Source organism: Streptomyces sp. NPDC056486, assembly GCF_042795295.1.
GTDB lineage: Bacteria > Actinomycetota > Actinomycetes > Streptomycetales > Streptomycetaceae > Streptomyces.
The window spans coordinates 11812-38440 of sequence record NZ_JBHTSF010000084.1 but is presented as its reverse complement, the minus strand read 5'-3'; the positions used below and the strand labels follow the sequence as shown (position 1 = coordinate 38440).

General features: G+C 64.9%; 30 protein-coding genes and 1 pseudogene. 1 reads left to right on the top strand and 30 read right to left on the bottom strand.

Annotation, left to right across the window (positions count from 1 at the left end; all coding sequences use genetic code 11):
• Positions 1–197: 197 nt before the first annotated feature.
• From map to rpsJ, 24 genes are all read right to left on the bottom strand, one after another.
• A complete protein-coding gene (map, locus tag ACFQ7F_RS28370; protein WP_383275914.1) occupies positions 198–1034 on the bottom strand; it encodes a type I methionyl aminopeptidase in 837 nt (278 codons plus the stop codon).
• Positions 1035–1160: 126 nt separating this feature from the next.
• On the bottom strand, positions 1161–1814 hold the full coding sequence (locus ACFQ7F_RS28365) for an adenylate kinase (RefSeq protein WP_383275911.1): 654 nt from the start codon (positions 1812–1814) through the stop codon (positions 1161–1163).
• Positions 1814–3127 carry a preprotein translocase subunit SecY gene (secY, locus tag ACFQ7F_RS28360; RefSeq protein WP_361058806.1) on the bottom strand — a complete coding sequence of 438 codons (1314 nt, stop codon included), beginning with the start codon at positions 3125–3127 and terminating at the stop codon, positions 1814–1816. The genes ACFQ7F_RS28365 and secY overlap by 1 nt, the downstream gene beginning before the upstream one ends.
• A 224-nt stretch (positions 3128–3351) precedes the next feature.
• Positions 3352–3807 carry a 50S ribosomal protein L15 gene (gene rplO / locus ACFQ7F_RS28355; protein ID WP_249588330.1) on the bottom strand — a complete coding sequence of 152 codons (456 nt, stop codon included), beginning with the start codon at positions 3805–3807 and terminating at the stop codon, positions 3352–3354.
• A 1-nt stretch (position 3808) separates the two neighbouring features.
• Positions 3809–3991, bottom strand: coding sequence for a 50S ribosomal protein L30 (gene rpmD / locus ACFQ7F_RS28350; RefSeq protein ID WP_041985698.1), 183 nt, complete (start codon positions 3989–3991; stop codon positions 3809–3811).
• Positions 3991–4593, bottom strand: a complete 603-nt coding sequence (gene rpsE, locus ACFQ7F_RS28345) for a 30S ribosomal protein S5 (RefSeq protein ID WP_383275907.1) — start codon at positions 4591–4593, stop codon at positions 3991–3993. The genes rpmD and rpsE overlap by 1 nt, the downstream gene beginning before the upstream one ends.
• Before the next feature lie 46 nt (positions 4594–4639).
• Complete coding sequence (gene rplR, locus ACFQ7F_RS28340; RefSeq protein WP_344522013.1) at positions 4640–5023, bottom strand: 50S ribosomal protein L18; 384 nt, start codon at positions 5021–5023, stop codon at positions 4640–4642.
• Between the two features lie 3 nt (positions 5024–5026).
• Positions 5027–5566, bottom strand: a complete 540-nt coding sequence (rplF, locus tag ACFQ7F_RS28335) for a 50S ribosomal protein L6 (protein WP_249588331.1) — start codon at positions 5564–5566, stop codon at positions 5027–5029.
• A 21-nt stretch (positions 5567–5587) separates the two neighbouring features.
• The gene (gene rpsH, locus ACFQ7F_RS28330) at positions 5588–5986 is read right to left on the bottom strand and encodes a 30S ribosomal protein S8 (protein WP_383275903.1); all 399 of its coding nucleotides are present in this window, start codon (positions 5984–5986) and stop codon (positions 5588–5590) included.
• A gap of 224 nt (positions 5987–6210) precedes the next feature.
• Positions 6211–6396, bottom strand: coding sequence for a type Z 30S ribosomal protein S14 (locus ACFQ7F_RS28325; RefSeq protein ID WP_003948630.1), 186 nt, complete (start codon positions 6394–6396; stop codon positions 6211–6213).
• A gap of 5 nt (positions 6397–6401) precedes the next feature.
• Positions 6402–6959 (bottom strand): 50S ribosomal protein L5, encoded by a 558-nt coding sequence (rplE, locus tag ACFQ7F_RS28320; RefSeq protein WP_344522014.1) that lies wholly within the window; start codon positions 6957–6959, stop codon positions 6402–6404.
• The gene (gene rplX / locus ACFQ7F_RS28315) at positions 6959–7282 is read right to left on the bottom strand and encodes a 50S ribosomal protein L24 (RefSeq protein ID WP_160506664.1); all 324 of its coding nucleotides are present in this window, start codon (positions 7280–7282) and stop codon (positions 6959–6961) included. The genes rplE and rplX overlap by 1 nt, the downstream gene beginning before the upstream one ends.
• Positions 7283–7284: 2 nt before the next feature.
• Positions 7285–7653, bottom strand: coding sequence for a 50S ribosomal protein L14 (rplN, locus tag ACFQ7F_RS28310; protein ID WP_073768975.1), 369 nt, complete (start codon positions 7651–7653; stop codon positions 7285–7287).
• Positions 7654–7762: 109 nt separating this feature from the next.
• Positions 7763–8047, bottom strand: a complete 285-nt coding sequence (gene rpsQ / locus ACFQ7F_RS28305) for a 30S ribosomal protein S17 (protein ID WP_055564830.1) — start codon at positions 8045–8047, stop codon at positions 7763–7765.
• Positions 8047–8271, bottom strand: a complete 225-nt coding sequence (gene rpmC, locus ACFQ7F_RS28300; RefSeq protein ID WP_003998824.1) for a 50S ribosomal protein L29 — start codon at positions 8269–8271, stop codon at positions 8047–8049. The genes rpsQ and rpmC overlap by 1 nt, the downstream gene beginning before the upstream one ends.
• Positions 8271–8690, bottom strand: coding sequence for a 50S ribosomal protein L16 (gene rplP, locus ACFQ7F_RS28295; protein WP_135332557.1), 420 nt, complete (start codon positions 8688–8690; stop codon positions 8271–8273). The genes rpmC and rplP overlap by 1 nt, the downstream gene beginning before the upstream one ends.
• Positions 8691–8695: 5 nt before the next feature.
• The gene (gene rpsC, locus ACFQ7F_RS28290) at positions 8696–9538 is read right to left on the bottom strand and encodes a 30S ribosomal protein S3 (RefSeq protein WP_160506663.1); all 843 of its coding nucleotides are present in this window, start codon (positions 9536–9538) and stop codon (positions 8696–8698) included.
• The gene (gene rplV, locus ACFQ7F_RS28285; RefSeq protein WP_016645177.1) at positions 9538–9885 is read right to left on the bottom strand and encodes a 50S ribosomal protein L22; all 348 of its coding nucleotides are present in this window, start codon (positions 9883–9885) and stop codon (positions 9538–9540) included. Before rplV ends, rpsC begins: the two co-directional genes overlap by 1 nt.
• 41 nt (positions 9886–9926) lie before the next feature.
• The gene (gene rpsS, locus ACFQ7F_RS28280; RefSeq protein ID WP_160506662.1) at positions 9927–10208 is read right to left on the bottom strand and encodes a 30S ribosomal protein S19; all 282 of its coding nucleotides are present in this window, start codon (positions 10206–10208) and stop codon (positions 9927–9929) included.
• Between the two features lie 12 nt (positions 10209–10220).
• Complete coding sequence (rplB, locus tag ACFQ7F_RS28275) at positions 10221–11057, bottom strand: 50S ribosomal protein L2 (RefSeq protein WP_160506661.1); 837 nt, start codon at positions 11055–11057, stop codon at positions 10221–10223.
• Between the two features lie 39 nt (positions 11058–11096).
• Positions 11097–11513 carry a 50S ribosomal protein L23 gene (rplW, locus tag ACFQ7F_RS28270; RefSeq protein WP_383275895.1) on the bottom strand — a complete coding sequence of 139 codons (417 nt, stop codon included), beginning with the start codon at positions 11511–11513 and terminating at the stop codon, positions 11097–11099.
• Entirely contained in the window at positions 11513–12166 is a 654-nt protein-coding gene (gene rplD / locus ACFQ7F_RS28265) for a 50S ribosomal protein L4 (protein WP_383275892.1), read from the bottom strand. The genes rplW and rplD overlap by 1 nt, the downstream gene beginning before the upstream one ends.
• Before the next feature lie 7 nt (positions 12167–12173).
• Positions 12174–12818, bottom strand: a complete 645-nt coding sequence (rplC, locus tag ACFQ7F_RS28260; RefSeq protein ID WP_383275889.1) for a 50S ribosomal protein L3 — start codon at positions 12816–12818, stop codon at positions 12174–12176.
• Between the two features lie 13 nt (positions 12819–12831).
• Entirely contained in the window at positions 12832–13140 is a 309-nt protein-coding gene (gene rpsJ, locus ACFQ7F_RS28255) for a 30S ribosomal protein S10 (protein ID WP_003948644.1), read from the bottom strand.
• Between the two features lie 527 nt (positions 13141–13667).
• Between rpsJ and ACFQ7F_RS28250 the strand changes: the two are divergent.
• Positions 13668–13943, top strand: a pseudogene (locus tag ACFQ7F_RS28250) (hypothetical protein); the annotation flags it as partial.
• A 327-nt stretch (positions 13944–14270) separates the two neighbouring features.
• On the opposite strand, the gene tuf reads toward ACFQ7F_RS28250, so the two are convergent.
• The 6 genes from tuf to rpoB all read right to left on the bottom strand — a co-directional run bounded on the left by tuf (position 14271) and on the right by rpoB (position 26619).
• A complete protein-coding gene (gene tuf / locus ACFQ7F_RS28245) occupies positions 14271–15464 on the bottom strand; it encodes an elongation factor Tu (RefSeq protein WP_363212686.1) in 1194 nt (397 codons plus the stop codon).
• Positions 15465–15616: 152 nt separating this feature from the next.
• Positions 15617–17743: an elongation factor G gene (fusA, locus tag ACFQ7F_RS28240; protein ID WP_383275886.1), complete on the bottom strand. Its 2127-nt coding sequence runs from the start codon at positions 17741–17743 to the stop codon at positions 15617–15619.
• Positions 17744–17782: 39 nt separating this feature from the next.
• Positions 17783–18253 carry a 30S ribosomal protein S7 gene (gene rpsG, locus ACFQ7F_RS28235; RefSeq protein ID WP_003974303.1) on the bottom strand — a complete coding sequence of 157 codons (471 nt, stop codon included), beginning with the start codon at positions 18251–18253 and terminating at the stop codon, positions 17783–17785.
• Between the two features lie 2 nt (positions 18254–18255).
• Positions 18256–18627 (bottom strand): 30S ribosomal protein S12, encoded by a 372-nt coding sequence (gene rpsL / locus ACFQ7F_RS28230; protein WP_003948652.1) that lies wholly within the window; start codon positions 18625–18627, stop codon positions 18256–18258.
• A 510-nt stretch (positions 18628–19137) separates the two neighbouring features.
• On the bottom strand, positions 19138–23037 hold the full coding sequence (locus ACFQ7F_RS28225; protein ID WP_383275883.1) for a DNA-directed RNA polymerase subunit beta': 3900 nt from the start codon (positions 23035–23037) through the stop codon (positions 19138–19140).
• Positions 23038–23133: 96 nt separating this feature from the next.
• On the bottom strand, positions 23134–26619 hold the full coding sequence (gene rpoB / locus ACFQ7F_RS28220) for a DNA-directed RNA polymerase subunit beta (RefSeq protein WP_383275880.1): 3486 nt from the start codon (positions 26617–26619) through the stop codon (positions 23134–23136).
• Between the last annotated feature and the right edge of the window lie 10 nt (positions 26620–26629).

The following is a 26629-nucleotide window of genomic DNA, read 5'->3' as shown; positions in this document are numbered from 1 at the left end:
GAGCCGTGAGGACAATCGGCCCCTCCTCCGTCAGAGCGATGGAGTGCTCCCAGTGGGAGGACCAGGTCCCGTCCGTCGTGATGACGGTCCAGTCGACCATTTCCCGACGCCCCTCTCGCGGGATCGGCGCCCGGGCGCCTCACAAGCTTCGAGCGGCTGCGCCGGACTCCGTCCGTCGGAGCTGGCCCGACAGCGGCTCAGCCCAGCGGATCAGGCGCCGTAGCAACCCCGTACTCCGCGAGCTTCGCCTTGCCGCAGTCAGGAGCCGTGAGGACAATCGGCCCCTCCTCCGTCAGAGCGATGGAGTGCTCCCAGTGGGAGGACCAGGTCCCGTCCGTCGTGATGACGGTCCAGTCGTCCTCCAGGACCTCCGTACGGGGCGTGCCGAGGGAGACCATGGGCTCGATGGCCAGGCAGAAGCCGGGGACGAGCTTGGGGCCCTTGCCGCGGCGGCGCTCGACGTAGTTCAGGAGGTGGGGGTCCATGTGCATCTCGGTGCCGATGCCGTGGCCGCCGTAGTCCTCGACGATGCCGTACTTGCCACCGCCGGGCTTCGGCTGGCGGCGGATGTACGACTCGATGGCGCGGGAGATGTCGACGAGCCGGTTGCCCTGCTTCATGGCGGCGAGCCCGGCCCACATCGACTCCTCGGTCACCCGGGAGAGCTCGATCAGCTCCGGAGCGTGACCGGTGCCCACGAACGCGGTGTAGGCGGCGTCGCCGTGCCAGCCGTCGATGATGGCGCCCGCGTCGATGGAGATGATGTCGCCGTCCTTCAGGACGGTCTTGTCGTCCGGGATGCCGTGCACGACGACCTCGTTGACCGAGGTGCAGATCGTCGCGGGGAAGCCGCCGTACCCGAGGAAGTTGGACTTCGCGCCGTGCTCGGCGATCACCTTGCGGGCGACGTCGTCCAGGTCCTTCGTGGTGGCACCCGGCACCGCCGCCTCACGTGTCGCGGCGTGGACCGCGGCGACGACAAGGCCCGCCTCACGCATCTTCGCGATCTGCTCGGGGGTCTTGATCTGCACCATGGGGCTTCCGCTCTCCGTCATCCGTCCGACAACCGGCTACGTACGTAACCGCGACGTACACAACACTACGGCCGCGGTCCCCCGAGGGGCACCGCGGCCGAAACAGCGTACTGGACTGCGTACGGGCTACTTGTCGCCCTTGATCGCGTCCATCGCGCGCTTGGTGACCTCGTCCACCTTGCCGAGCGCGGAGATCGTGACCACCAGGCCCTGGGCCTTGTAGTGGTCGATGATCGGCTCGGTCTCACGGTGGTACACGTCGAGACGCTTGCGCACGGTCTCTTCCTGGTCGTCACCGCGCTGGTAGAGCTCACCGCCGCAGACGTCGCAGACGCCCTCGGCCTTCGGCTTGCTGTACGTCACGTGGAAGACGTGGCTGGAATCGTTCCGGCAGATGCGGCGGCCGGCGATGCGCTTGACCACCTCGTCCTCGGGGACCTCAAGATCGAGCACCGCGTCGAGCTTCTGGCCGTCCGCCTTGAGCGACTCGTCCAGGGCCTCGGCCTGCGACACGTTCCGCGGGAAACCGTCGAGCAGGAAACCGTTCTCGGCGTCCGGCTGCGTCATGCGGTCGTGCGCCATGCCGATGGTGACCTCGTCGGGAACAAGGTTGCCGGCGTCCATGAACGCCTTCGCCTGCTTGCCCAGCTCCGTGCCCTGGCTGATGTTGGCGCGGAAGAGGTCGCCCGTGGAGATGTGCGGGATCGACAGGTTCTGGGCGAGGAACGCGGCCTGCGTTCCCTTGCCCGCACCGGGAGGCCCGACGAGGACGATTCGCATCAGCGGAGGAACCCTTCGTAATTGCGCTGCTGGAGCTGGCTCTCGATCTGCTTCACGGTCTCCAGACCCACACCCACGATGATCAGGATGCTTGTCCCGCCGAACGGGAAGTTCTGGTTCGCGCCGAAGCCCACCAACGCCATCGTCGGTACGAGAGCGATCAGACCCAGATACAGCGAGCCCGGCCACGTGATCCGGTTGAGTACGTAGCTCAAGTACTCAGCGGTCGGACGGCCAGCCCGGATGCCCGGGATGAAGCCACCATACTTCTTCATGTTGTCCGCGACTTCCTCGGGGTTGAACGAGATAGCCACGTAGAAGAAGGCGAAGAACACGATCAACAGGAAGTACGTCGCGATGTAGATCGGGTGGTCGCCCTTGGTCAGGTTCGCCTCGATCCACTGCTTCCACCCGGAGTTGCCACCCGCGAACTGGGCGACGAGCGCGGGGATATAGAGCAGCGAAGAGGCGAAGATCACAGGGATGATGCCCGCCTGATTGACCTTCAGCGGAATGTACGTCGACGTACCGCCGTAGGAACGGCGGCCGATCATTCGCTTCGCGTACTGGACGGGAATGCGGCGCTGAGCCTGCTCCACGAAAACGACCAGACCGACCATGACGAGACCGACCGCGATGACGGTGCCGAACTCGATCCAGCCACCGGCGAGCGAGCCCTGCTTCTTGATGGCCCACAGGGCGCTCGGGAACGTCGCGGCGATCGAGATGAACATCAGGATCGACATGCCGTTACCGATGCCCCGGTCGGTGATGAGCTCACCGAGCCACATGACGCAGGCCGTACCCGCGGTCATCGTGATGACCATGGTGACGGTCACGAAGATGGACTGGTCCGGCACGATCTCCGTGGCGACGGGGCAGCCGGAGAACAGCGAGCCCGTACGAGCTGTGGCCACGAGGCCGGTCCCCTGGAGGATCGCAAGCGCGACGGTGAGATAACGCGTGTACTGCGTGATCTTCGCCGTGCCGGCCTGGCCCTCCTTCTTGAGGGCCTCGAGCCGCGGGATCACCACGGTCAGCAGCTGCAGGATGATGCTCGCCGTGATGTACGGCATGATGCCGAGCGCGAAGATCGTGATCTGCAGGAGCGCCCCGCCACTCATCATGTTCACCAGGCCGAACAACCCCTGGTTGGAGTTGGCCTGGTCCATGCAGGTCTGGACGTTCTTATAGCTGACACCGGGAATCGGTACATGCGTACCGATCCGGTAGATCACGATGATGCCGAGCGTGAAGAGCAGCTTCTTGCGCAGGTCGGGCGTCTTGAACGCCCGGGCGAACGCGGTGAGCACGGTGCCTCCTGCGACCCCCGCGCGCGTGCGCAAGAGGTAGTGGTCTGAGGATCGACGATTACATATCAGTCAGAAAAACCGCACGGAAGAACCGCACGGAGCTTAGACAGTGCACGCCACCTTACCGGCGACCGTGCCCCCCTTGGAACGACCAACCGGGGATGCCCCATATGTGGGGCATCCCCGGTTGGGAATCGCTCAAGTCATCGAGTGGCCTGAAGAATTCAGACGAGCTCGGTGACGGTACCGCCTGCGGCGGTGATCTTCTCCTTGGCGGAGCCGGAGACGGCGTCAACCGTCACCTGCAGCGCCACGGTGACCTCACCCTGGCCGAGGACCTTGACGAGGCTGTTCTTGCGAACCGCACCCTTGGCGACGAGACCCTCTACGGTGACCTCGCCCCCTTCCGGGAACAGCGCGCTCAGCTTGTCGAGGTTCACGACCTGGAACTCGGTCTTGAAGGGGTTCTTGAAGCCCTTGAGCTTCGGGAGGCGCATGTGGAGGGGCATCTGCCCGCCCTCGAAGCGCTCCGGAACCTGGTAACGGGCCTTGGTGCCCTTGGTACCACGACCAGCGGTCTTACCCTTGGACGCCTCACCACGACCCACACGAGTCTTGGCGGTCTTGGCGCCCGGGGCGGGCCGGAGGTTGTGGACCTTCAGCGGGTTCTGCTCCGCCATGTCAGTCGACCTCCTCAACCGTCACGAGGTGGCGGACGGTGTTAGCCATTCCGCGGAACTCGGGGCGGTCTTCCTTGACGACGACGTCGTTCAGGCGCTTGAGCCCGAGCGAACGCAGCGTGTCGCGGTGGTTCTGCTTGCTGCCGATGTACGACTTCGTCTGCGTGATCTTGAGACGGGCCATTACGCACCCGCTCCCGCACGTGCACGAAGCAGAGCCGCGGGGGCGACGTCCTCGAGGGGCAGACCACGGCGAGCCGCGATCTCCTCGGGACGCTGCAGGCCACGGAGGGCCTCCACGGTCGCGTGCACGATGTTGATCGCGTTGGACGAGCCGAGCGACTTCGACAGGATGTCGTGAACGCCGGCGCACTCGAGCACAGCACGCACCGGGCCACCGGCGATAACGCCGGTACCGGGGGAAGCAGGCTTGAGCAGGACGACGCCCGCGGCCTTCTCGCCCGTGATCGGGTGCGGGATGGTGCCCTGGATACGCGGAACCTTGAAGAAGTTCTTCTTGGCCTCTTCAACGCCCTTGGCGATGGCCGCGGGAACTTCCTTGGCCTTGCCGTATCCGACACCTACGGTGCCGTCACCGTCGCCCACCACGACCAGCGCGGTGAAGCTGAAGCGGCGACCACCCTTGACTACCTTGGCGACACGGTTGATCGCGACAACGCGCTCAACGTATGCGGTCTTCTCGGCAGCGGCGCCACCGTCGCGACCCTTCCGGTCCCGCCGCTCGCCGCCACCGGCACCGCTTCCGCGGCGCTGGGGTCCAGCCATTGGAATTACCTCTCTCTGTTACGTCCGCTAGCTCCGGAACCGGGGCTTAGAACTTCAGCCCGGCTTCGCGGGCGGCGTCCGCCAGAGCGGCAATGCGCCCGGCGTACTTGTTGCCACCGCGGTCGAACACGACGGTCTCGACACCCGCAGCCTTGGCACGCTCGGCAACGAGCGCGCCGACCTGCTTGGCCTGCGCGGACTTGTCGGCCTCGCCACCGCGGATCGTGGTGTCCAGGGTCGACGCCGACGCAAGGGTGTGACCCTTGAGGTCGTCGATGACCTGAGCAACGATGTTGCGGTTGGAGCGAGTCACGACGAGGCGCGGACGCTCCGCCGTACCCGACACGTTCTTGCGGATGCGGATATGGCGGCGAGCCTTGGCGGCACGCTTGTAAGCGTCACCCTTGGCGATCTTTACACCGTATGCCATGGCTTACTTACCTGCCTTTCCGACCTTGCGCCGGATGACTTCGCCCTCGTACTTGACACCCTTGGCCTTGTACGGGTCGGGCTTGCGGAGCTTGCGGATGTTGGCCGCAACCTCGCCGACCTTCTGCTTGTCGATGCCCTCGACCGAAAGCTTGGTCGCGGACTCCACCTTGAAGGTGATGCCCTCAGGGGCCTCGACCAGGATCGGGTGGCTGTAGCCCAGCGAGAACTCCAGGTTGGAGCCCTTCGCGAGCACGCGGTAACCGACACCGCTGATCTCGAGCTTCTTCACATACCCCGTGGTCACACCGGTGATCATGTTCGCCACCAGCGTGCGGGACAGGCCGTGCAGGGCCTTGTTCTGACGCTCGTCGTTGGGGCGGGTGACGCTCAGGACGCCGTCCTCACCCTTAGCGATGTCGATCGGCGCGACGACGGTGTGGGAAAGGGAGCCCTTGGGACCCTTAACCGAAACCGTCCGGCCGTCGATGGTGACGTCCACGCCGGCGGGAACCGTGATGGGGAGCTTGCCAATACGCGACATTAGCTATTCCTCCGTTCCCGACTACCAGACGTAGGCGAGGACTTCCCCACCTACGCCCTTCTTGCCTGCCTGCTGGCCGGTCAGGAGACCGTGGGAAGTGGAGATGATCGCCACTCCCAGGCCGCCCAGAACCTTCGGCAGGCTGGTGGACTTCGCGTAAACCCGGAGACCGGGCTTGGAGATCCGCTTGATGCCCGCAATGGAGCGCTCACGGTTCGGGCCGAACTTCAGCTCGAGAACGAGGTTCTTGCCAACCTCGGCGTCCTCGACCTTCCAGCCCGTGATGAAGCCCTCCTGCTGGAGGATCTCCGCGATGTGAGACTTGATCTTGCTGTGCGGCATTCCCACGGTGTCGTGGTACGCCGAGTTCGCGTTACGCAGACGAGTCAGCATGTCCGCGATCGGATCAGTCATGGTCATGAATTGGCCTTCGGCCTCTCTCGCCGTGGTTTCCTATCTGCGCCATCCCTCTCCCCACTCAGAGGCGGGACGGGTGCGGCGCGGGGACCTACGGCGTAGTAAGTCGGTCAGGGCGGCAGGCGCCCAACCCTCCTAGCCTAAGGCATGAAGGGGTGGGTCACCTACCGACCCAATACTTACCGAGAGCCTCCAGTAATTCCCAAGTCCCTAAGGACAGAGGGGAATTACCAGGAGCTCTTGGTCACGCCCGGCAGCTCGCCACGGTGAGCCATCTCACGAAGGCAGACGCGGCACAGGCCGAACTTGCGGTACACGGAGTGCGGACGGCCGCAGCGCTGGCAGCGGGTGTAGCCGCGCACACCGAACTTGGGCTTACGAGCAGCCTTGGCAATAAGTGCCTTCTTCGCCATCTCGGTTACGCCTCCTTGAAGGGGAAGCCGAGGTGACGAAGGAGCGCACGGCCCTCAGCGTCGTTGGTCGCCGTGGTGACCACGGTGATGTCCATACCCCGGACGCGGTCGATCTTGTCCTGGTCGATCTCGTGGAACATGACCTGCTCCGTGAGACCGAAGGTGTAGTTGCCACGGCCGTCGAACTGCTTGGGGGACAGACCACGGAAGTCGCGGATGCGCGGAAGCGCGAGCGACAGGGTGCGGTCCAGGAACTCCCACATGCGGTCGCCACGGAGCGTGACGTGGCAGCCGATCGGCTGACCCTCGCGCAGCTTGAACTGCGCGATGGACTTCCGGGCCTTGGTGATGGCCGGCTTCTGACCCGTGATGGTGGTCAGGTCACGGACGGCACCGTCCATGAGCTTCGAGTCACGGGCGGCGTCGCCGACACCCATGTTGACCACGATCTTGACGAGACCGGGGGTCTGCATGACGTTCTCGTAGGAGAACTCTTCCTGCAGCTTGCCCGCGATCTCCTCGCGGTACTTCGTCTTCAGACGCGGGCTGGTGGTGGTCGTCATCAGATGTCCTCACCCGTCCGCTTGGCAACGCGGATCTTGTTGCCGTCATCGTCGAAGCGGAAACCGACACGCGTGACAACCTTGTTGCCGTCCTTCTCCACGACCAGCTGGACGTTGGAGACGTGGACAGGGGCTTCGGTGGTCACGATGCCGCCGGCCTGCGAACCGCTGGCGGTCGGGCCGGCCTTCGTGTGCTTCTTGACCCGGTTGACACCCTCGACCAGGACGCGCTCGTCGCGCGGGTAAGCGGCAATGACCTTGCCCTGCTTGCCCTTGTCCTTACCGGTGATGACCTGAACCAGGTCGCCCTTCTTGATCTTCATGCTTACAGCACCTCCGGCGCGAGCGAGATGATCTTCATGAACTTCTTCTCGCGCAGCTCACGGCCCACCGGGCCGAAGATACGGGTGCCGCGAGGGTCGCCGTCGTTCTTCAGAATGACGGCGGCGTTCTCGTCGAAGCGGATGTACGAGCCGTCGGGACGGCGGCGCTCCTTGACGGTGCGAACGATGACGGCCTTGACGACGTCACCCTTCTTCACGTTGCCACCGGGGATCGCGTCCTTGACGGTGGCGACGATGACGTCACCGATACCCGCGTAGCGGCGACCCGAGCCACCGAGAACACGGATGGTGAGAATTTCCTTCGCACCCGTGTTGTCGGCGATCCGAAGTCGCGACTCCTGCTGGATCACGTCTATCTCCTGTTTGTCTGCCGGTTCCCGGCGGGGGTCTTATCCCTTACGGGAACCGGCCCCCACCGAGCCTGGCGGAACTGATCCGAGAGGAAAAACCCCTCGGAATTTACTTGGCCTTCTCGAGGATCTCGACGATGCGCCAGCGCTTGGTCGCCGACAGCGGACGCGTCTCCATCAGGAGGACGCGGTCGCCGACGCCGGCAGCGTTCTGCTCGTCGTGCGCCTTGAGCTTGTTCGTACGGCGGATGACCTTGCCGTACAGCGCGTGCTTCACGCGGTCCTCGACAGCGACGACGACGGTCTTGTCCATCTTGTCGCTGACGACCAGACCCTCACGGGTCTTGCGGAATCCGCGGTCAGTCTTGGTCTCAGTCACGTTGCTCTCGCTCATCAGGCGCTCTCCACCGTCTCGATGCCCAGCTCGCGCTCACGCATCAGGGTGTAGATCCGCGCGATGTCCTTACGGACGGCCTTGAGCCGCCCGTGGTTCTCGAGCTGACCGGTCGCCGCCTGGAAGCGGAGGTTGAACAGCTCTTCCTTGGCTTCGCGAAGCTTCGCGAGAAGCTCCTCGTCACCCAGTTCGCGCAGCTCGGACGCCTTGGTACCGGCCGACATCACGACTCACCTGCCTCGCGCCGAACAATCCGGCACTTCATCGGAAGCTTGTGAGCAGCGCGGGTAAGCGCCTCACGCGCAGTCTTCTCATTCGGGTAGGACAGCTCGAACATCACCCGTCCGGGCTTGACGTTCGCGACCCACCACTCGGGGGAACCCTTACCGGAACCCATGCGGGTCTCGGCGGGCTTCTTCGTCAGCGGGCGGTCCGGATAAATGTTGATCCAGACCTTGCCGCCACGCTTGATGTGGCGGGTCATCGCGATACGAGCCGCCTCGATCTGGCGGTTGGTCACGTACGCCGGAGTGAGGGCCTGAATCCCGTACTCGCCGAACGCAACCTGCGTACCACCCTTGGACATACCGCTGCGCTTGGGGTGGTGCTGCTTGCGGTGCTTGACCCTACGAGGGATCAGCATGTCGGTCAGGCCTCCGTTCCGGTGCTCTCAGCCGGAGCGGCAGCTGCGGCGGGAGCGTCGGCCTTGGGGGCCTCGGCAGCCGGCGCGGACTGCTGCTGCGGCTTGCGGCCGCGGCCGCCACGCTCGCCACCACGGCCACCACGGGCCGGGCGGTCGTTGCCGCCACCACGGGCCGGGCGGTTACCCGCACGGGCCGCGGCGTTCTCGGCGCGGACCTCGGCGATGTTCTTGACGTCGCCCTTGTAGATCCAGACCTTCACGCCGATACGGCCGAAGGTCGTCTTGGCCTCGAAGAAGCCGTAGTCGACGTTCGCACGGAGGGTGTGCAGGGGCACGCGGCCCTCGCGGTAGAACTCCGAGCGAGACATCTCGGCGCCGCCGAGACGGCCGCCACACTGGATCTTGATGCCCTTGGCGCCGGCCTTCATCGTCGACTGCATGCTCTTACGCATGGCGCGACGGAAGGAGACGCGGGAGGACAGCTGCTCTGCAACGGCCTGCGCGACAAGCTGAGCGTCGACCTCGGGGTTCTTGACCTCGAGGATGTTCAGCTGAACCTGCTTGCCCGTGAGCTTCTCGAGGTCACCGCGGATGCGGTCGGCCTCGGCGCCACGGCGGCCGATGACGATGCCGGGACGCGCGGTGTGGATGTCCACCCGCACGCGGTCACGGGTGCGCTCGATCTCAACCTTCGAGATGCCGGCGCGCTCCATGCCGGACGTCATCATCCTGCGGATGGCGACGTCTTCCTTGACGTAGTCCTTGTACAGCTTGTCGGCGTACCAACGCGACTTGAAGTCGGTGGTAATGCCGAGCCGGAACCCGTGCGGGTTTACCTTCTGGCCCATTACCGGGTTCCTTCCTTGCTGCTGACGACCACGGTGATGTGGCTGGTCCGCTTACGGATCCGGTAGGCACGGCCCTGAGCACGCGGACGGAACCGCTTCAGGGTCGGGCCCTCATCCACGTACGCCTCGCTGATAACCAGCGAAGAGGCGTCACTGTGGTCGTAGTTGTGTGCAGCATTGGCAATGGCGCTGTCAAGCACCTTGCCAACCGGCACGCTCGCGGCCTGCGGGGCGAAACGCAGGACCGCCTGAGCCTCCGTGGCATCCATGCCACGGATGAGGTCCACCACTCGGCGGGCCTTCATGGGCGTGACGCGGATGTACCGCGCCTGGGCCCTGGCTTCCATGGTTGTCCCTTCGGTGTAAGTCATAGTCGTTCCACCCCGCGCTAGCGGCGCTTCGACTTCCGGTCGTCCTTGACGTGGCCGCGGAAGGTGCGAGTCGGCGAGAACTCGCCGAGCTTGTGGCCGACCATCGCCTCGGTGACGAACACCGGGATGTGGGTCTTGCCGTTGTGCACCGCGATCGTGTGGCCCAGCATGGCCGGGACGATCATCGAGCGACGGGACCAGGTCTTGATGACGTTCTTGGAACCTGCTTCGTTCTGGACATCCACCTTCTTGATGAGGTGTCCGTCGACGAAGGGTCCCTTCTTGAGACTGCGCGGCATCTAAACCCGCTCCTAGCGCTTCTTGTTCGTCTTGCGGCGGCGGACGATGTACTTGTTGCTCGCCTTCTTCGGCGAACGAGTACGACCCTCCTTCTGACCCCACGGCGAGACCGGGTGACGACCACCGGAAGTCTTGCCTTCACCACCACCGTGCGGGTGGTCGACCGGGTTCATCGCCACACCGCGAACGGTCGGGCGAACGCCAAGCCAGCGCTTACGGCCGGCCTTGCCCCAGTTGATGTTCGACTGCTCGGCGTTGCCGACCTCGCCAATCGTGGCGCGGCAGCGGACGTCGACCAGACGGATCTCACCGGACGGCATACGAAGGTGGGCCATAGAGCCCTCCTTCGCCAGCAGCTGCACGGAGGCACCCGCGGAGCGGGCGAACTTCGCGCCGCCGCCGGGCCGCAGCTCGATGGCGTGGATGGTCGTACCGACCGGGATGTTGCGGAGGGCCAGGTTGTTACCCGGCTTGATGTCCGCGCCCGGTCCGTTCTCGACCCGGTCACCCTGCGAAAGGTTGCGGGGGGCCAGGATGTAACGCTTCTCGCCGTCCGCGTAGTGCAGGAGCGCGATGCGCGCAGTGCGGTTCGGGTCGTACTCGATGTGCGCGACCTTCGCCGGCACGCCGTCCTTGTCGTGACGACGGAAGTCGATCACTCGGTAGGCGCGCTTGTGTCCGCCACCCTGGTGGCGAACGGTCACACGACCGGCGTTGTTACGGCCGCCCTTGCTGTGCAGCGGGCGGACCAGCGACTTCTCCGGCGTGGACCGCGTGACCTCGACGAAGTCGGCGACGGAGGAGCCACGGCGGCCCGGCGTCGTCGGCTTGTACTTGCGGATTCCCATTTCTCAGTCCTCGTCCGATATTCGGACCAGGGCGCTCCGTTAGGAGGCCTGGCCGAAGATGTCGATACGGTCGCCCTCAGCGAGGGTCACGATGGCGCGCTTGGTGTCAGCCCGCTTGCCGAAACCGGTCTTGGTCCGCTTGCGCTTACCCTGACGGTTGATCGTGTTGACCCCGGTGACCTTGACCGAGAAGACCGCCTCGACGGCCTGCTTGATCTGGGTCTTGTTGACACCGGGCGCTACGACGAAGGTGTACTTGCCCTCGTCGAGAAGCGCGTAGCTCTTCTCAGAGACGACCGGCTTGACGAGGACGTCACGGGGGTCCGTGAAGCTCTTGCTCAGCGGCGTCTCAACAGTGTTCTTGCCCTCGGTGGCGTGGCGCTTCGCCTTGGCGATGCGCGCGGCCTTGGCGACCTTGGCCGCCTTGGGGGCGATGCTCGGGTGACGCGTAGCCATCAGGCTTCGCTCCCTTCGGTCTCAACGGCCTGGGGGCCAGACACGAAGGACTCGAAAGCGGCCTTGGTGAAGACCACGTCGTCCGAGACGAGCACGTCGTACGTGTTCAGCTGGCCCGGCTCCAGGATGTGCACCTGGGGCAGGTTGCGGGCGGAGAGCAGCGAAGTCTCGTCCGCACGGTCGATGACCAGGAGCACGTTCTTGCGCTCGCTGACCTTACCGAGCAGCGTCTTCGCGGCCTTCGTGGAGATGTCGCCCTCGACCACGTTGGTGACAACGTGGATGCGAGCGTTGCGGGCCCGGTCGGTGAGGGCGTGGCGCAGGGCCGCGGCCTTCATCTTCTTCGGGGTCCGCTGCGAGTAGTCACGCGGCTGCGGGCCGTGGACGACGCCACCGCCTGCGAACTGCGGCGCACGGGTCGAACCCTGGCGCGCGCGGCCGGTGCCCTTCTGGCGGTACGGCTTCTTACCACCACCGCGGACTTCACCGCGGCGCTTGGTCTTGTGCGTGCCCTGACGGGCAGCGGCCAGCTGGGCGACGACGACCTGGTGGAGAAGCGGGATGCTGATCTTCTCTACGTCGAAGATCTCCGCGGGGAGCTCGACCGTCCCGGCCTTGTCGCCTACCGGCGAAAGGATGTCAATGGTGCTCATCGGTTCCTCAAACCCCCTTGGCCGCGGTACGGACCAGGACGAGGCCACCGTTCGGACCGGGGACTGCGCCCTTGATGAGGAGCAGGCCCTTCTCCGCGTCAACGGCGTGAACGGTCAGGTTCTGGGTGGTGACCCGCTCGTTGCCCATACGGCCCGCCATGCGGAGGCCCTTGAACACACGGCCCGGGGTGGCGCAGCCACCGATGGAACCGGGAGAGCGGTGCTTGCGCTGGGTACCGTGACCCGCGCCGAGTCCCTTGAAGTTGTGACGCTTCATGACACCGGCGAAGCCCTTGCCCTTGCTCTTGCCCGTGACGTCAACCTTGACGCCGGACTCGAACACCTCCGCAGTGATCTCCTGGCCCAGCGTGTAGTCGCTGGCTCCAGGGGTGCGGATCTCCACCAGGTGGCGGCGGGGGGTCACGTCGGCCTTGGCGAAGTGACCCTTGAGGGGCTTGTTCACCTTGCGAGGGTCGATCTCGCCGAAGGCGATCTGGACCGACTCGTAGCCGTCGGAGTCATTGGTGTGGACCTGGGTAACGACGCAGGGTCCGGCCTTGACGACGGTGACCGGGACGACACGGTTGTTCTCGTCCCAGACCTGGGTCATGCCGAGCTTCTCGCCCAGGACGCCCTTGATCTGCTTAGTCATCTGTCCGCGCCTCTCAGAGCTTGATCTCGATGTCGACGCCGGCCGGAAGGTCCAGGCGCATCAACGAGTCAACGGTCTTGGGAGTCGGGTCGAGGATGTCGATCAAGCGCTTGTGCGTGCGCATCTCGAAGTGCTCGCGAGAGTCCTTGTACTTGTGCGGCGACTTGATGACGCAGTACACGTTCTTCTCAGTGGGCAGCGGCACCGGGCCTGCGACCGACGCACCAGTGCGAGTCACCGTCTCGACGATCTTCTTCGCCGAGGAGTCGATGACCTCGTGGTCGTAGGCCTTGAGCCGGATGCGGATCTTCTGTCCCGCCATGGCTACTTGGTAGTCCTGTCTCTCGAAACGCTCTGGAACCTGGTGTTCTACTCATCTTCTGACCGACCCACGCGGTCGGGCGTGTCGCAATCTCACCAACGAAATTTCCCGAAGGAATTCCACTGCCGTGGGATCGCGGCCCAAAGACCGCTGGCCGGGGGAAGAAACCCACCGGGCGCCTGGCTGGTGCCCCGCCCACGCTTCCCAGAAGATTCCCGTACGTCCGCTCCAGTGCTGCCTTACGGCAGGTGGGGCGACGAGTACTGTGGGACTCGCTTCCGGTCCTCCCGGCGGGAGGCGCGCAGCATCGGCAACTCAACCGAGCAACCCCGACAGTCTGCCATACGGGCATGGGGGCTGGCCAATCGGGGCCGGGGATCGTACCCGGTGAGCGATGAAGGTCAAACTCCGGCCTCCGATCGGAGCGGCGCTTCTCCGGCACCCCGGTCACACTCTGTCGCCGTCCGCACCCGCGCTGCTCTCCATACAGCCCGTGCGGCCGTTGGACACCGCCGAACTCCCGCGCGCGCGCCGCCCTCGCCGTTGTCGCCCCCACGCGCCTGCCGGAGATGCAGCGGACCAAGGACGAGGCCTTCGCCAAGGCGCTCGAGTGGCAGTCACTCAACCCTGTGCAGAGCTGGGTCCTCACCTGGGCACGGGACATCGAGATCGCCCGCAGCCCCGACCTGTCGACCCGGCACGCCCGCGTCACGCGGGATCTGGAGGATGAAGACGCGGCTGTCGCCCACGAAGCCCTGCGCGAGCTGAGCGCCGTCCTGGACGAGGCCATGAAGGCAGTACGGCGAGGAGCTGGTCAGGGCGGCCGAGGCACTCTACGTACACGACCGCGATCACGAAGGCGTCGCCCCGAAGGGCGGCGACATCATCGTCCCCGGAGTGATGTTCCGGTATCAGATCGTCGTGCGCAGCGAACGCGTCGATGTGCGTCGATGTCGTCCAGCTGACGTACCTGGGCTTCGAGAGCCCGGCAAGTCCGGCGGTCATTCCTCCCGCGAGCGCAAAAGGGCCCGTACGACCGATGTCGTACGGGCCCTTCCGTTACTGCGTGTACTGCGGTGCGCTCAGTTCAGAGCAACCGGGTTACCCCGATCCGCAAGCAAGCGAGAAGCTTACTTGTTGATCTTGGTGACCTGGCCGGCGCCGACGGTCCGGCCACCCTCACGGATGGCGAACTTCAGGCCCTCTTCCATCGCGACGGGCTGGATGAGCTCAACGGTCATCTCAGTGTTGTCGCCCGGCATGACCATCTCGGTGCCCTCGGGGAGGGTCACGACGCCGGTCACGTCCGTGGTGCGGAAGTAGAACTGCGGGCGGTAGTTGTTGAAGAAGGGGGTGTGACGGCCACCCTCGTCCTTCGACAGGATGTAGGCCTGGGCCTCGAACTCGGTGTGCGGCGTGACCGAACCGGGCTTGATGATGACCTGGCCGCGCTCGACATCCTCGCGCTTGATGCCACGGAGGAGCAGACCGACGTTCTCACCGGCCTGGCCCTCGTCGAGCAGCTTGCGGAACATCTCGATGCCGGTGACCGTGGTGGTGGTCTTCTCGGTCTTGATGCCGATGATGTCGACGGTCTCGTTGACCTTGAGGATGCCACGCTCGATACGACCGGTGACGACGGTGCCACGACCGGTGATCGTGAAGACGTCCTCGATCGGCATCAGGAACGGCTTGTCGACGTCACGCTCGGGCTCCGGGATGGACTCGTCGACAGCCTTCATCAGGTTGAGGACGGACTCACCCCACTCCTTGTCGCCCTCGAGCGCCTTGAGCGCCGAGACCTTGACGACCGGCAGGTCGTCGCCCGGGAACTCGTACTCGGAGAGGAGCTCACGGACCTCGAGCTCGACGAGCTCCAGGATCTCCTCGTCGTCCACCATGTCGGCCTTGTTCAGGGCGACGACGATGTACGGAACGCCGACCTGGCGGGCCAGGAGCACGTGCTCCTTGGTCTGCGGCATCGGGCCGTCGGTGGCGGCGACCACGAGGATGGCGCCGTCCATCTGCGCGGCACCCGTGATCATGTTCTTGATGTAGTCCGCGTGCCCGGGGCAGTCGACGTGCGCGTAGTGACGCGTCTCCGTCTGGTACTCGACGTGCGCGATCGAGATCGTGATACCGCGCTGGCGCTCCTCGGGAGCCTTGTCGATCTGATCGAAGGCCGAGGCCTCGTTCAGGTTCGGGTACGCGTCGTGCAGCACCTTGGTAATGGCGGCCGTGAGGGTCGTCTTACCGTGGTCAATGTGACCGATGGTGCCGATGTTGACGTGCGGCTTAGTCCGCTCGAACTTTGCCTTCGCCACTGGGTCCTCCTGCGGAGTGGTTCTGTACGCCTTGCTTCATCGGCGCCAGGTGATCTTTGCTGGGATGCCCGGGGCCCGGGGCACCCGACCCGAAGAGGGTCGGAATGCCCCGGAGACTCCGGAGTCAAGCCTAAAGCGTCGACTCGGGTGAGTTACTCGCCCTTGGCCTTCGCGATGATCTCCTCGGCGACGTTCCGCGGAACCTCGGCGTAGGAGTCGAACTGCATTGAGTAGCTTGCGCGACCCGACGTCTTGCTGCGGAGGTCTCCGACGTAGCCGAACATCTCCGAGAGGGGCACAAGGCCCTTCACGACGCGAGCGCCGCTGCGCTCCTCCATGGCCTGGATCTGGCCACGGCGGGAGTTGATGTCACCAATGACATCACCCATGTAGTCCTCGGGCGTGGTGACCTCAACGGCCATCATCGGCTCGAGCAGCACAGGGCTGGCCTTGCGCGCGGCCTCCTTGAAGGCCTGCGATCCGGCGATCTTGAAGGCGAGCTCGGAGGAGTCGACCTCGTGGTAGGCGCCGTCGAGAAGCGTGATGCGAACACCAGTCATCTCGTAGCCCGCCAGGATGCCGAACTGCATGGCCTCCTGCGCACCGGCGTCCACCGACGGGATGTACTCCCGCGGGATACGGCCACCGGTGACCTTGTTCACGAACTCGTACGACGCCTCGCCGCCCTCGATGGGCTCGATCGCGATCTGCACCTTGGCGAACTGACCGGTACCACCGGTCTGCTTCTTGTGGGTGTAGTCCACGCGCTCGACGGCCTTGCGGATCGTCTCGCGGTACGCGACCTGGGGCTTGCCGACGTTCGCCTCGACGCGGAATTCGCGCTTCATGCGGTCGACGAGCACCTCGAGGTGAAGCTCGCCCATACCACCGATGATGGTCTGGCCGGTCTCCTCGTCCGAGTGCACCTGGAAGGAGGGGTCCTCCTCCGAGAGACGCTGGATGGCTACACCCAGCTTCTCCTGGTCACCCTTGGACTTGGGCTCGATGGCGACCTGAATGACCGGCGCCGGGAAGTCCATGGACTCCAGGATGACCGGCTTCTTGTCGTCACACAGCGTCTCACCGGTGGTGGTCTGCTTCAGGCCCATGACGGCGACGATGTCACCGGCGCCCACCGACGCGATCTCCTCACGCTTGTTCGCGTGCATGCGGTAGATCTTGCCGATGCGCTCCTTCTTGCCCTTGACGGAGTTCAGCACCGCAGTGCCGGCCTCCAGGCGACCGGAGTAGATCCGGACGAAGGTGAGCTTGCCGAGGTGCGGGTCGCTCGCGATCTTGAACGCGAGAGCCGAAAGGGGCTCCTCGTCAGAAGGCTTGCGCTTGACGACGACCTCGGGGTCCTTGACGTCGTGGCCCTCGATGGCCTCGACGTCCAGGGGGGAAGGCAGGTAACGCACGACCGCGTCGAGCAGGGGCTGAACGCCCTTGTTCTTGAACGCGGTGCCGCAGAACACGGGGGTGACGGTGGTGTCGCCGCCCTTGCCGGAGGCGATGGTGATGCGACGGATCGCGTCATACAGCTGGTCCTCGGTGGGCTCCTGGCCCTCGAGGTACAGCTCCATCATCTGCTCGTCGTTCTCGGCGACAGCCTCGAGAAGCTTCCCGCGCCACTCATCAGCGGCCTCGGTGTGCGTCGCCGGGATGTCGACGATGTCGTACGCCTCGCCCATCTTGGTCTCTGCGGACCAGACGAAGGCCTTCATCGTGACGAGGTCGACGACACCCTTGAAGTCAGCCTCTGCGCCAATGGGCAGCTGCATGACGATCGGGGTCGCACCGAGGCGGTCGATGATCATGTCGACGCAACGGTGGAACTCGGCACCCGTACGGTCGAGCTTGTTGACGAAGCAAATACGCGGGACGCCGTAGCGGTCAGCCTGACGCCACACAGTCTCGGACTGGGGCTCAACACCGGCGACGCCGTCGAACACCGTCACGGCACCGTCGAGCACGCGGAGCGAACGCTCCACCTCGACGGTGAAGTCGACGTGGCCCGGGGTGTCGATGATGTTGATGGTGTGGTCGACGTCGTTCATCGGCCAGTGACAGGTGGTGGCAGCAGAGGTGATCGTGATGCCACGCTCCTGCTCCTGCTCCATCCAGTCCATGGTGGCGGCGCCATCGTGGACTTCACCGATCTTGTACGACACACCGGTGTAGAACAGGATCCGCTCGGTGGTCGTCGTCTTGCCCGCGTCGATGTGGGCCATGATGCCGATGTTGCGCACCTTGGCCAGGTCAAGTGAAGTGGTAGCCATATCGGCTCAGTCTTCTCTCGGTCTCGATGTGGGTAGCGACTACCAGCGGTAGTGCGCGAAGGCCTTGTTGGACTCGGCCATCTTGTGGGTGTCCTCACGCTTCTTCACAGCGGCACCAAGGCCGTTGGAGGCGTCGAGGAGCTCGTTGAGCAGACGCTCGGTCATGGTCTTCTCGCGACGGGCGCGGGAGTAACCGACCAGCCAGCGCAGGGCGAGCGTGTTCGCACGGCCCGGCTTGACCTCGATCGGGACCTGGTAGGTCGCGCCACCGACACGGCGGGACTTGACCTCGAGAGTCGGCTTGATGTTTTCCAGCGCGCGCTTGAGCGTGATGACCGGGTCGTTGCCGGTCTTCTCGCGCAGGCCCTCCATGGCGCCGTACACGATGCGCTCAGCGGTGGAGCGCTTGCCGTTCAGCAGCACCTTGTTGATGAGGGAAGTCACCAGAGGAGAACCGTAGACCGGGTCGATGATGACCGGGCGCTTCGGGGCGGGGCCCTTACGAGGCATTTCTACTTCTCCTTCTTGGCGCCGTAGCGGCTGCGGGCCTGCTTGCGGTTCTTGACGCCCTGGGTGTCAAGGGAGCCGCGGATGATCTTGTACCGAACACCCGGCAGGTCCTTCACACGGCCACCACGCACGAGCACGATGGAGTGCTCCTGCAGGTTGTGTCCCTCACCCGGAATGTAGGCCGTAACCTCGATCCCGGAGGTCAGACGCACACGCGCGACCTTACGGAGGGCCGAGTTCGGCTTCTTCGGGGTGGTCGTGAACACACGCGTGCAGACGCCGCGGCGCTGGGGCGAACCCTCGAGTGCGGGCGTCTTGTTCTTCTCGACCTTGTCCTGCCGGCCCTTCCGGACCAGCTGCTGGATCGTAGGCACTACTTCTCCGGTTTCTGTGTGCCGAATGTAAAGCTAACCTGGAACGTCGCCCGACCCACGCGGTCGGGTGTGTCGAATGCTGCAGATTCCCGCCGCAAGGCGGAAGGAGCGCAGATCACGGTGGCCGTTCTCGGACTCACGATGCGGCTGAAGACACGCGCGCGAGCCCAGGCACACCCCAGGCACAAGGTCTGAGCGTACCTACCTCATCGGGGTTGGTCAAAACAAATGCGATGGGCCCCGACACGCCGGGCATCTGGACGGATCAGGGACACCGTGAATACCTTGATCGATTGCCGCTGAGCAGCCCGCTCCCCCACACGCCGTGGTCCGTCGACGGGCAGCCGAGAGGTAGAGCCCCGTGCCGTGAGAGGCCCTCTCAGCCCGGGCAGGCGCCCTCTGAGGAGTCCTGACAGCCTCTGGAACGCCCGAGAACGCCGAAGGGCGCCCACCCCGTAAGAAACGGAGTGAGCGCCCTTCAGTTCAACTCAAGCGACTGGCAAGCAACGCCTACTGGTTGTAAGGCCCGTAGTCGTAGTCCTCCAGCGGAACAGCCTGGCCGGAGCCGGTGCCGAAGGGCGAGTAGTCGATGTCGTCGTAACCGACGGCCGAGTACATCGCTGCCTTGGCCTCTTCGGTCGGCTCCACCCGGATGTTGCGGTAGCGGGAAAGACCCGTACCGGCCGGGATGAGCTTACCGATGATGACGTTCTCCTTGAGGCCGATCAGGGAGTCGGACTTGGCGTTGATCGCCGCGTCCGTCAGGACCCTGGTCGTCTCCTGGAAGGAAGCCGCGGACAGCCACGACTCCGTCGCCAGCGAGGCCTTGGTGATACCCATCAGCTGCGGACGGCCGGAGGCCGGGTGGCCGCCTTCCGTGACCGTGCGACGGTTCTCGGTCTCGAACTTCGAACGCTCGACGAGCTCGCCCGGCAGCAGTTCCGCGTCGCCGGACTCGATGATCGTCACGCGGCGCAGCATCTGCCGGATGATGATCTCGATGTGCTTGTCGTGGATCGACACGCCCTGGCTGTTGTAGACCTTCTGGACTTCGCCGACCAGGTGGACCTGGACCGCGCGCTGACCGAGGATCCGCAGCACGTCGTGCGGGTTGGTGGCACCGAAGGTGAGCTTCTGGCCCACCTCGACGTGGTCACCCTCACGCACGAGGACCTTGGCGCGCTTCGAGATCGGGAAGGGAGTCTCGTCGCTGCCGTCGTCCGGCGTGACGACGATCTTCTTGGTCTTCTCGGTCTCCTCGATACGGATGCGGCCTGCCGCCTCCGAGATCGGGGCGACACCCTTGGGCGTACGAGCCTCGAAGAGCTCGACGACACGGGGCAGACCCTGGGTGATGTCGTCACCGGCCACACCACCGGTGTGGAACGTACGCATCGTCAGCTGCGTGCCGGGCTCACCGATGGACTGGGCGGCGATGATGCCGACCGCCTCACCGATGTCGACCAGCTTGCCGGTGGCGAGCGAACGGCCGTAGCAGAAGGCACAGGTGCCGACCGCGGACTCACAGGTCAGGACCGAGCGGGTCTTGACCTCCTCGACGCCGTTGGCGACCAGGGCGTCGATGAGGACGTCACCGAGGTCGACGTTCGCCGGCGCGATGACCTTGCCGTCGATGACGACGTCCTCGGCCAGCATGCGGGCGTACACCGAGGTCTCGACGTTCTCCGTCTTGCGGAGCACACCGTCCTCGCCCTTGACCGCGATCTTCAGCTTCAGACCGCGCTCGGTGCCACAGTCCTCCTCGCGAATGATGACGTCCTGAGAGACGTCGACCAGACGACGGGTGAGGTAACCGGAGTCAGCGGTACGGAGAGCCGTGTCCGCAAGACCCTTACGAGCACCGTGAGTCGAGATGAAGTACTCGAGCACCGACAGGCCTTCACGGAAGGAGGCCTTAATCGGACGCGGGATCGTCTCGTTCTTCGCGTTCGACACCAGACCACGCATACCGGCGATCTGACGCATCTGCATCATGTTTCCTCGGGCACCCGAGTCAACCATCATGAAGATGGGGTTCGTCTTGGGGAAGTTCGCGTTCATCGCCTCGGCAACCTCGTTGGTCGCCTTGGTCCAGATCGCGATGAGCTCCTGCGTGCGCTCGTCCTTGGTGATCAGACCGCGCTCGTACTGCTTCTGGACCTTCTCGTCCTGCGCCTCGTAGCCCGCGACGATCGCCTTCTTGGCCTCGGGGACCACGACGTCGGAGATGGCCACGGTGACACCGGAACGGGTCGCCCAGAAGAAGCCCGCCGCCTTCAGGTTGTCGAGCGTCGCCGCCACGATGACCTTGGGGTAGCGCTCGGCCAGGTCGTTGACGATCTCGGAGAGCTGCTTCTTGCCCACCGAGTAGTCGACGAACGGGTAGTCCTCGGGCAGCAGCTCGTTGAAGAGCGCGCGGCCCAGGGTCGTACGCAGCCGGAAGCTGTCGCCCTGCTGGTACTCCTGCTCGCCCTCTTCGACGGCCGGCGGGGTCCAGCCGCGCGGCGGGATGGTGCCCACCGGGAAGCGGATGTCGACCTTCGCCTGGAGCGAGAGCTCCTTGGCGTCGAACGCCATGGTCGCCTCGGCGGAGGAGCCGAACGAACGGCCCTCACCGATGACCTTGCGCTCTTCCTCGTCCGTCGTGAGGAAGAAGAGGCCAAGGACCATGTCCTGGGTCGGCATGGTGACGGGGCGGCCGTCTGCCGGCTTCAGGATGTTGTTCGAGGACAGCATCAGGATGCGGGCCTCGGCCTGCGCCTCCGCGGAGAGCGGCAGGTGCACGGCCATCTGGTCACCGTCGAAGTCCGCGTTGAACGCGGTGCAGACGAGCGGGTGAATCTGAATGGCCTTGCCCTCGACCAGCTGCGGCTCGAAGGCCTGGATGCCGAGGCGGTGCAGCGTCGGCGCACGGTTCAGGAGAACCGGGTGCTCGGCGATGACCTCTTCCAGGACGTCGTACACGACCGTGCGGCCGCGCTCGACCATGCGCTTCGCCGACTTGATGTTCTGCGCGTGGTTGAGGTCAACCAGGCGCTTCATCACGAACGGCTTGAAGAGCTCCAGAGCCATGGCCTTCGGCAGACCACACTGGTGCAGCTTCAGCTGCGGGCCGACGACGATCACGGAACGCGCGGAGTAGTCCACACGCTTACCGAGAAGGTTCTGACGGAAACGACCCTGCTTGCCCTTGAGCATGTCGCTCAGGGACTTCAGCGGGCGGTTACCGGGACCGGTGACCGGGCGACCACGACGACCGTTGTCGAAGAGGGCGTCCACGGCCTCCTGGAGCATGCGCTTCTCGTTGTTCACGATGATCTCGGGAGCACCGAGGTCGAGAAGCCGCTTCAGGCGGTTGTTGCGGTTGATCACGCGGCGGTACAGGTCGTTCAGGTCGGAGGTCGCGAAGCGGCCACCGTCCAGCTGCACCATCGGACGCAGGTCCGGCGGGATGACCGGCACGCAGTCGAGCACCATGCCCTTGGGGCTGTTGCTGGTCTGCAGGAACGCGGAGACGACCTTGAGGCGCTTGAGCGCACGGGTCTTCTTCTGGCCCTTGCCGGTACGGATGATCTCGCGAAGCCGCTCGGCTTCCTCATCCAGGTCGAACGACTCAAGGCGCTTCTGCAGTGCGGCGGCACCCATCGAACCGTCGAAGTACGTGCCGAAACGGTCACGCAGCTCGCGGTAGAGCAGCTCGTCACCCTCCAGGTCCTGGACCTTGAGGTTCTTGAAGCGGTTCCACACCTCGTCGAGACGGTCGATCTCGCGCTGCGCACGGTCGCGCAGCTGCTTCATCTCCCGCTCGGCACCTTCGCGCACCTTGCGGCGCACGTCGGCCTTGGCGCCCTCGGCCTCAAGCTCGGCCAGGTCGGTCTCGAGCTTCTTGGCGCGGGCTTCGAGGTCGGAGTCGCGACGGTTCTCGACCTGCTGACGCTCCACGGAGACGTGCGCCTCCAGGGAGGGCAGGTCACGCGTACGGCGCTCCTCGTCCACGAACGTGATCATGTACGCCGCGAAGTAGATGACCTTTTCGAGGTCCTTCGGAGCGAGATCAAGCAGGTAGCCGAGGCGCGACGGGACGCCCTTGAAGTACCAGATGTGCGTGACAGGGGCGGCCAGCTCAATGTGGCCCATCCGCTCACGACGCACCTTGGCGCGAGTGACCTCGACGCCGCAGCGCTCGCAGATGATGCCCTTGAAGCGGACACGCTTGTACTTACCGCAGTAGCACTCCCAGTCCCGGGTCGGACCGAAGATCTTCTCGCAGAAGAGTCCGTCCTTCTCGGGCTTGAGCGTGCGGTAGTTGATGGTCTCCGGCTTCTTGACCTCGCCGTGGGACCACTGTCGGATGTCGTCCGCGGTGGCAAGGCCGATCCGCAGCTCGTCGAAGAAGTTGACGTCGAGCACTTTGTCGTCAATCCCTCTTTCGGGGTCGAGTCTCAATCATGGTCTGAACGGGTCCGGGGAGAGCCGACCGGACACGAGGTCCGGCCGGCCAACCCGTCAGACCTCTTCGACGCTGCTCGGCTCGCGCCGGGACAGGTCGATACCGAGCTCTTCCGCCGCGCGGAAGACGTCCTCGTCGGTGTCGCGCATCTCGATGGACATGCCGTCCGAGGACAGCACCTCCACGTTGAGGCAGAGCGACTGCATTTCCTTGATGAGCACCTTGAAGGACTCGGGAATGCCGGGCTCGGGGATGTTCTCGCCCTTGACGATGGCCTCGTAGACCTTCACGCGGCCGGTCACGTCGTCGGACTTGATCGTCAGCAGCTCCTGGAGGGCGTAAGCGGCGCCATAAGCCTCGAGCGCCCACACCTCCATCTCACCGAAGCGCTGACCACCGAACTGAGCCTTACCACCCAGCGGCTGCTGGGTGATCATGGAGTACGGACCGGTCGAACGGGCGTGGAGCTTGTCGTCGACCAGGTGGTGCAGCTTGAGGATGTACATGTACCCGATCGAGATCGGGTCCGGGAACGGCTCGCCCGAGCGTCCGTCGAACAGCCGCGCCTTGCCGGACGGCATGACCATGCGGTCGCCGTCGCGGTTCGGGACGGTGTGCTCGAGGAGGCCGGTCAGCTCGTCCTCGCGGGCGCCGTCGAAGACCGGAGTCGCGACGTTCGTCCGCGGGGCGACCTGGTCGGCGCCGATGCGCTGCAGGCTCTGCGCCCACTCCTCGCTGAGACCGGAGACGTCCCAGCCCTGGCTGGCGAGCCAGCCGAGGTGGATCTCCAGGACCTGACCCGGGTTCATTCGGGACGGGACACCCAGCGGGTTGAGGATGATGTCGACCGGCGTGCCGTCCTCAAGGAAGGGCATGTCCTCGATCGGAAGGATCTTGGAGATGACACCCTTGTTGCCGTGCCGGCCTGCGAGCTTGTCGCCGTCCGTGATCTTGCGCTTCTGCGCCACGTAGACACGAACCAGCTGGTTCACGCCCGGCGGCAGCTCGTCGCCCTCTTCACGGTCGAAGACGCGTACGCCGATGACCTTGCCGATCTCACCGTGCGGCACCTTCAGCGAGGTGTCGCGCACTTCGCGCGCCTTCTCACCGAAGATCGCACGGAGCAGGCGCTCCTCCGGCGTCAGCTCGGTCTCGCCCTTGGGCGTGACCTTGCCGACGAGGATGTCGCCGGCGACGACCTCGGCACCGATACGGATGATGCCGCGCTCGTCGAGGTCGGCGAGGACCTCTTCGGAGACGTTCGGGATGTCCCGGGTGATCTCCTCCGGACCCAGCTTGGTGTCACGGGCGTCGACCTCGTGCTCCTCGATGTGAATCGAGGAGAGGACGTCGTCCTGTACGAGGCGCTGCGACAGGATGATCGCGTCCTCGTAGTTGTGACCTTCCCAGGGCATGAACGCCACGAGCAGGTTCTTGCCGAGGGCCATCTCGCCCTCTTCGGTCGCGGGACCGTCGGCCAGAACCTGGCCCTCGATCACGCGGGCGCCCTCGTCGACGACAACCTTCTGGTTGACCGAGGTGCCCTGGTTCGACCGGGAGAACTTGGCGATGCGGTACGTGGTGTACGTGCCGTCGTCGTTCGTGACCGTGACGTAGTCCGCGGAAACCTCCTGGACCACACCCGCCTTCTCGGCCTTGATCACGTCACCGGCGTCGACCGCACAGCGGTACTCCATGCCGGTGCCGACGAGGGGAGCCTCGGCGGTGATCAGCGGCACGGCCTGACGCATCATGTTCGCGCCCATGAGGGCACGGTTGGCGTCGTCGTGCTCGAGGAACGGGATCATCGCGGTCGCGACCGACACCATCTGGCGCGGCGAGACGTCCATGTAGTCGACGTCGTCGCCGGGGATGTAGTCGATCTCGCCGCCACGACGGCGGACCAGGACGCGCGACTCGGTGAAGCGCATGTCCTCACCCAGCACGGCGTTGGCCTGGGCGATCACGAAGCGGTCTTCTTCATCGGCCGTCAGGTAGTCGACGTCGTCGGTGACGACGCCCTCGATGACCTTGCGGTACGGCGTCTCGACGAAGCCGAACGCGTTGACGCGGCCGTACGAGGCGAGCGAACCGATCAGACCGATGTTCGGGCCTTCAGGGGTCTCAATCGGGCACATGCGGCCGTAGTGAGACGGGTGCACGTCACGGACCTCGAAGCCGGCCCGCTCACGGGAGAGACCACCCGGGCCAAGCGCCGACAGACGGCGCTTGTGGGTGAGACCCGACAGCGGGTTGTTCTGGTCCATGAACTGCGACAGCTGGCTGGTGCCGAAGAACTCCTTGATGGAGGCGACGACCGGCCGGATGTTGATCAGTGTCTGCGGCGTGATCGCCTCGACGTCCTGAGTCGTCATGCGCTCACGGACGACGCGCTCCATACGAGCCAGACCCGTGCGGACCTGGTTCTGGATGAGCTCGCCGACGTTACGCAGACGACGGTTGCCGAAGTGGTCGATGTCGTCGGTCTCGACGACGATCGACGTACCGCTGTCACCAACGGTCTCGACCTCACCGGCGTGCAGCTTCACCAGGTACTTGATCGAGGCGATGATGTCCTCGACCGTGAGGATGCCCGCGTCGAGCGGAGCGTCCGCACCCAGCTTCTTGTTCACCTTGTAGCGGCCGACCTTCGCGAGGTCGTAGCGCTTCGGGTTGAAGTAGAGGTTCTCAAGCAGCGTCTGAGCGGCCTCACGGGTCGGCGGCTCGCCAGGACGCAGCTTGCGGTAGATGTCGAGCAGCGCGTCGTCCTGGCCCTGGGTGTGGTCCTTCTCCAGGGTGGCGCGCATGGACTCGTACTCGCCGAACTCTTCAAGGATCTGCTCGGTCGTCCAACCGAGAGCCTTGAGCAGAACGGTGACCGACTGCTTGCGCTTGCGGTCGATGCGGACACCGACCATGTCGCGCTTGTCGATCTCCATCTCCAGCCAGGCACCCCGGGACGGGATGATCTTGGCGGAGAAGATGTCCTTGTCGGACGTCTTGTCGATCGAGGAATCGAAGTAGACACCCGGCGAACGGACCAGCTGCGACACGACGACACGCTCGGTGCCGTTGATGACGAAGGTGCCCTTGTTCGTCATGAGCGGGAAATCGCCCATGAAGACCGTCTGGGACTTGATCTCGCCGGTCTCGTTGTTGGTGAACTCGGCAGTGACGAAGAGCGGAGCGGCGAACGTGAAGTCGCGCTCCTTGCACTCGTCGATGGAGTTCTTGGAGGGCTCAAAACGGTGGTCGCGGAACGTCAGGGACATCGACCCTGAGAAGTCCTCGATCGGAGAGATCTCCTCGAAGATCTCCTCCAGACCGGACTTGGTGGGGACGTCCTGTCCACTGTCGAGAGCCGCCTCGACACGAGCCTTCCACGCTTCATTCCCGAGCAGCCAGTCAAAGCTCTCGGTCTGCAGCGCAAGAAGGTTCGGAACCTCGAGGGGCTCCCTGATCTTTGCAAAGGAGATGCGCAGCGGGGCGGTGCTGGCGCCGTTGTTCGTATTCGCGGTCGAGGCAGTGCGCGAGGCGGCCAAGAGGGGGTCC

Bases quoted from the DNA above. Each gene is read 5' to 3' on its own strand.
- map (WP_383275914.1), bottom strand. From the start codon at position 1,034: ATGGTGCAGATCAAGACCCCCGAGCAGATCGCGAAGATGCGTGAGGCG.
- ACFQ7F_RS28365 (WP_383275911.1), bottom strand. From the start codon at position 1,814: ATGCGAATCGTCCTCGTCGGGCCTCCCGGTGCGGGCAAGGGAACGCAG.
- rplO (WP_249588330.1), bottom strand. From the start codon at position 3,807: ATGGCGGAGCAGAACCCGCTGAAGGTCCACAACCTCCGGCCCGCCCCG.
- rpmD (WP_041985698.1), bottom strand. From the start codon at position 3,991: ATGGCCCGTCTCAAGATCACGCAGACGAAGTCGTACATCGGCAGCAAG.
- rpsE (WP_383275907.1), bottom strand. From the start codon at position 4,593: ATGGCTGGACCCCAGCGCCGCGGAAGCGGTGCCGGTGGCGGCGAGCGG.
- rplR (WP_344522013.1), bottom strand. From the start codon at position 5,023: ATGGCATACGGTGTAAAGATCGCCAAGGGTGACGCTTACAAGCGTGCC.
- rplF (WP_249588331.1), bottom strand. From the start codon at position 5,566: ATGTCGCGTATTGGCAAGCTCCCCATCACGGTTCCCGCCGGCGTGGAC.
- rpsH (WP_383275903.1), bottom strand. From the start codon at position 5,986: ATGACCATGACTGATCCGATCGCGGACATGCTGACTCGTCTGCGTAAC.
- ACFQ7F_RS28325 (WP_003948630.1), bottom strand. From the start codon at position 6,396: ATGGCGAAGAAGGCACTTATTGCCAAGGCTGCTCGTAAGCCCAAGTTC.
- rplE (WP_344522014.1), bottom strand. From the start codon at position 6,959: ATGACGACCACCACCAGCCCGCGTCTGAAGACGAAGTACCGCGAGGAG.
- rplX (WP_160506664.1), bottom strand. From the start codon at position 7,282: ATGAAGATCAAGAAGGGCGACCTGGTTCAGGTCATCACCGGTAAGGAC.
- rpsQ (WP_055564830.1), bottom strand. From the start codon at position 8,047: ATGAGCGAGAGCAACGTGACTGAGACCAAGACTGACCGCGGATTCCGC.
- rpmC (WP_003998824.1), bottom strand. From the start codon at position 8,271: ATGTCGGCCGGTACCAAGGCGTCCGAGCTGCGCGAACTGGGTGACGAG.
- rplP (WP_135332557.1), bottom strand. From the start codon at position 8,690: ATGCTGATCCCTCGTAGGGTCAAGCACCGCAAGCAGCACCACCCCAAG.
- rpsC (WP_160506663.1), bottom strand. From the start codon at position 9,538: ATGGGCCAGAAGGTAAACCCGCACGGGTTCCGGCTCGGCATTACCACC.
- rplV (WP_016645177.1), bottom strand. From the start codon at position 9,885: ATGGAAGCCAGGGCCCAGGCGCGGTACATCCGCGTCACGCCCATGAAG.
- rpsS (WP_160506662.1), bottom strand. From the start codon at position 10,208: ATGCCGCGCAGTCTCAAGAAGGGACCCTTCGTCGACGGACACCTCATC.
- rplB (WP_160506661.1), bottom strand. From the start codon at position 11,057: ATGGGAATCCGCAAGTACAAGCCGACGACGCCGGGCCGCCGTGGCTCC.
- rplW (WP_383275895.1), bottom strand. From the start codon at position 11,513: ATGGCTACGCGTCACCCGAGCATCGCCCCCAAGGCGGCCAAGGTCGCC.
- rplD (WP_383275892.1), bottom strand. From the start codon at position 12,166: ATGAGCACCATTGACATCCTTTCGCCGGTAGGCGACAAGGCCGGGACG.
- rplC (WP_383275889.1), bottom strand. From the start codon at position 12,818: ATGACTAAGCAGATCAAGGGCGTCCTGGGCGAGAAGCTCGGCATGACC.
- rpsJ (WP_003948644.1), bottom strand. From the start codon at position 13,140: ATGGCGGGACAGAAGATCCGCATCCGGCTCAAGGCCTACGACCACGAG.
- fusA (WP_383275886.1), bottom strand. From the start codon at position 17,743: ATGGCTACCACTTCACTTGACCTGGCCAAGGTGCGCAACATCGGCATC.
- rpsG (WP_003974303.1), bottom strand. From the start codon at position 18,253: ATGCCTCGTAAGGGCCCCGCCCCGAAGCGCCCGGTCATCATCGACCCG.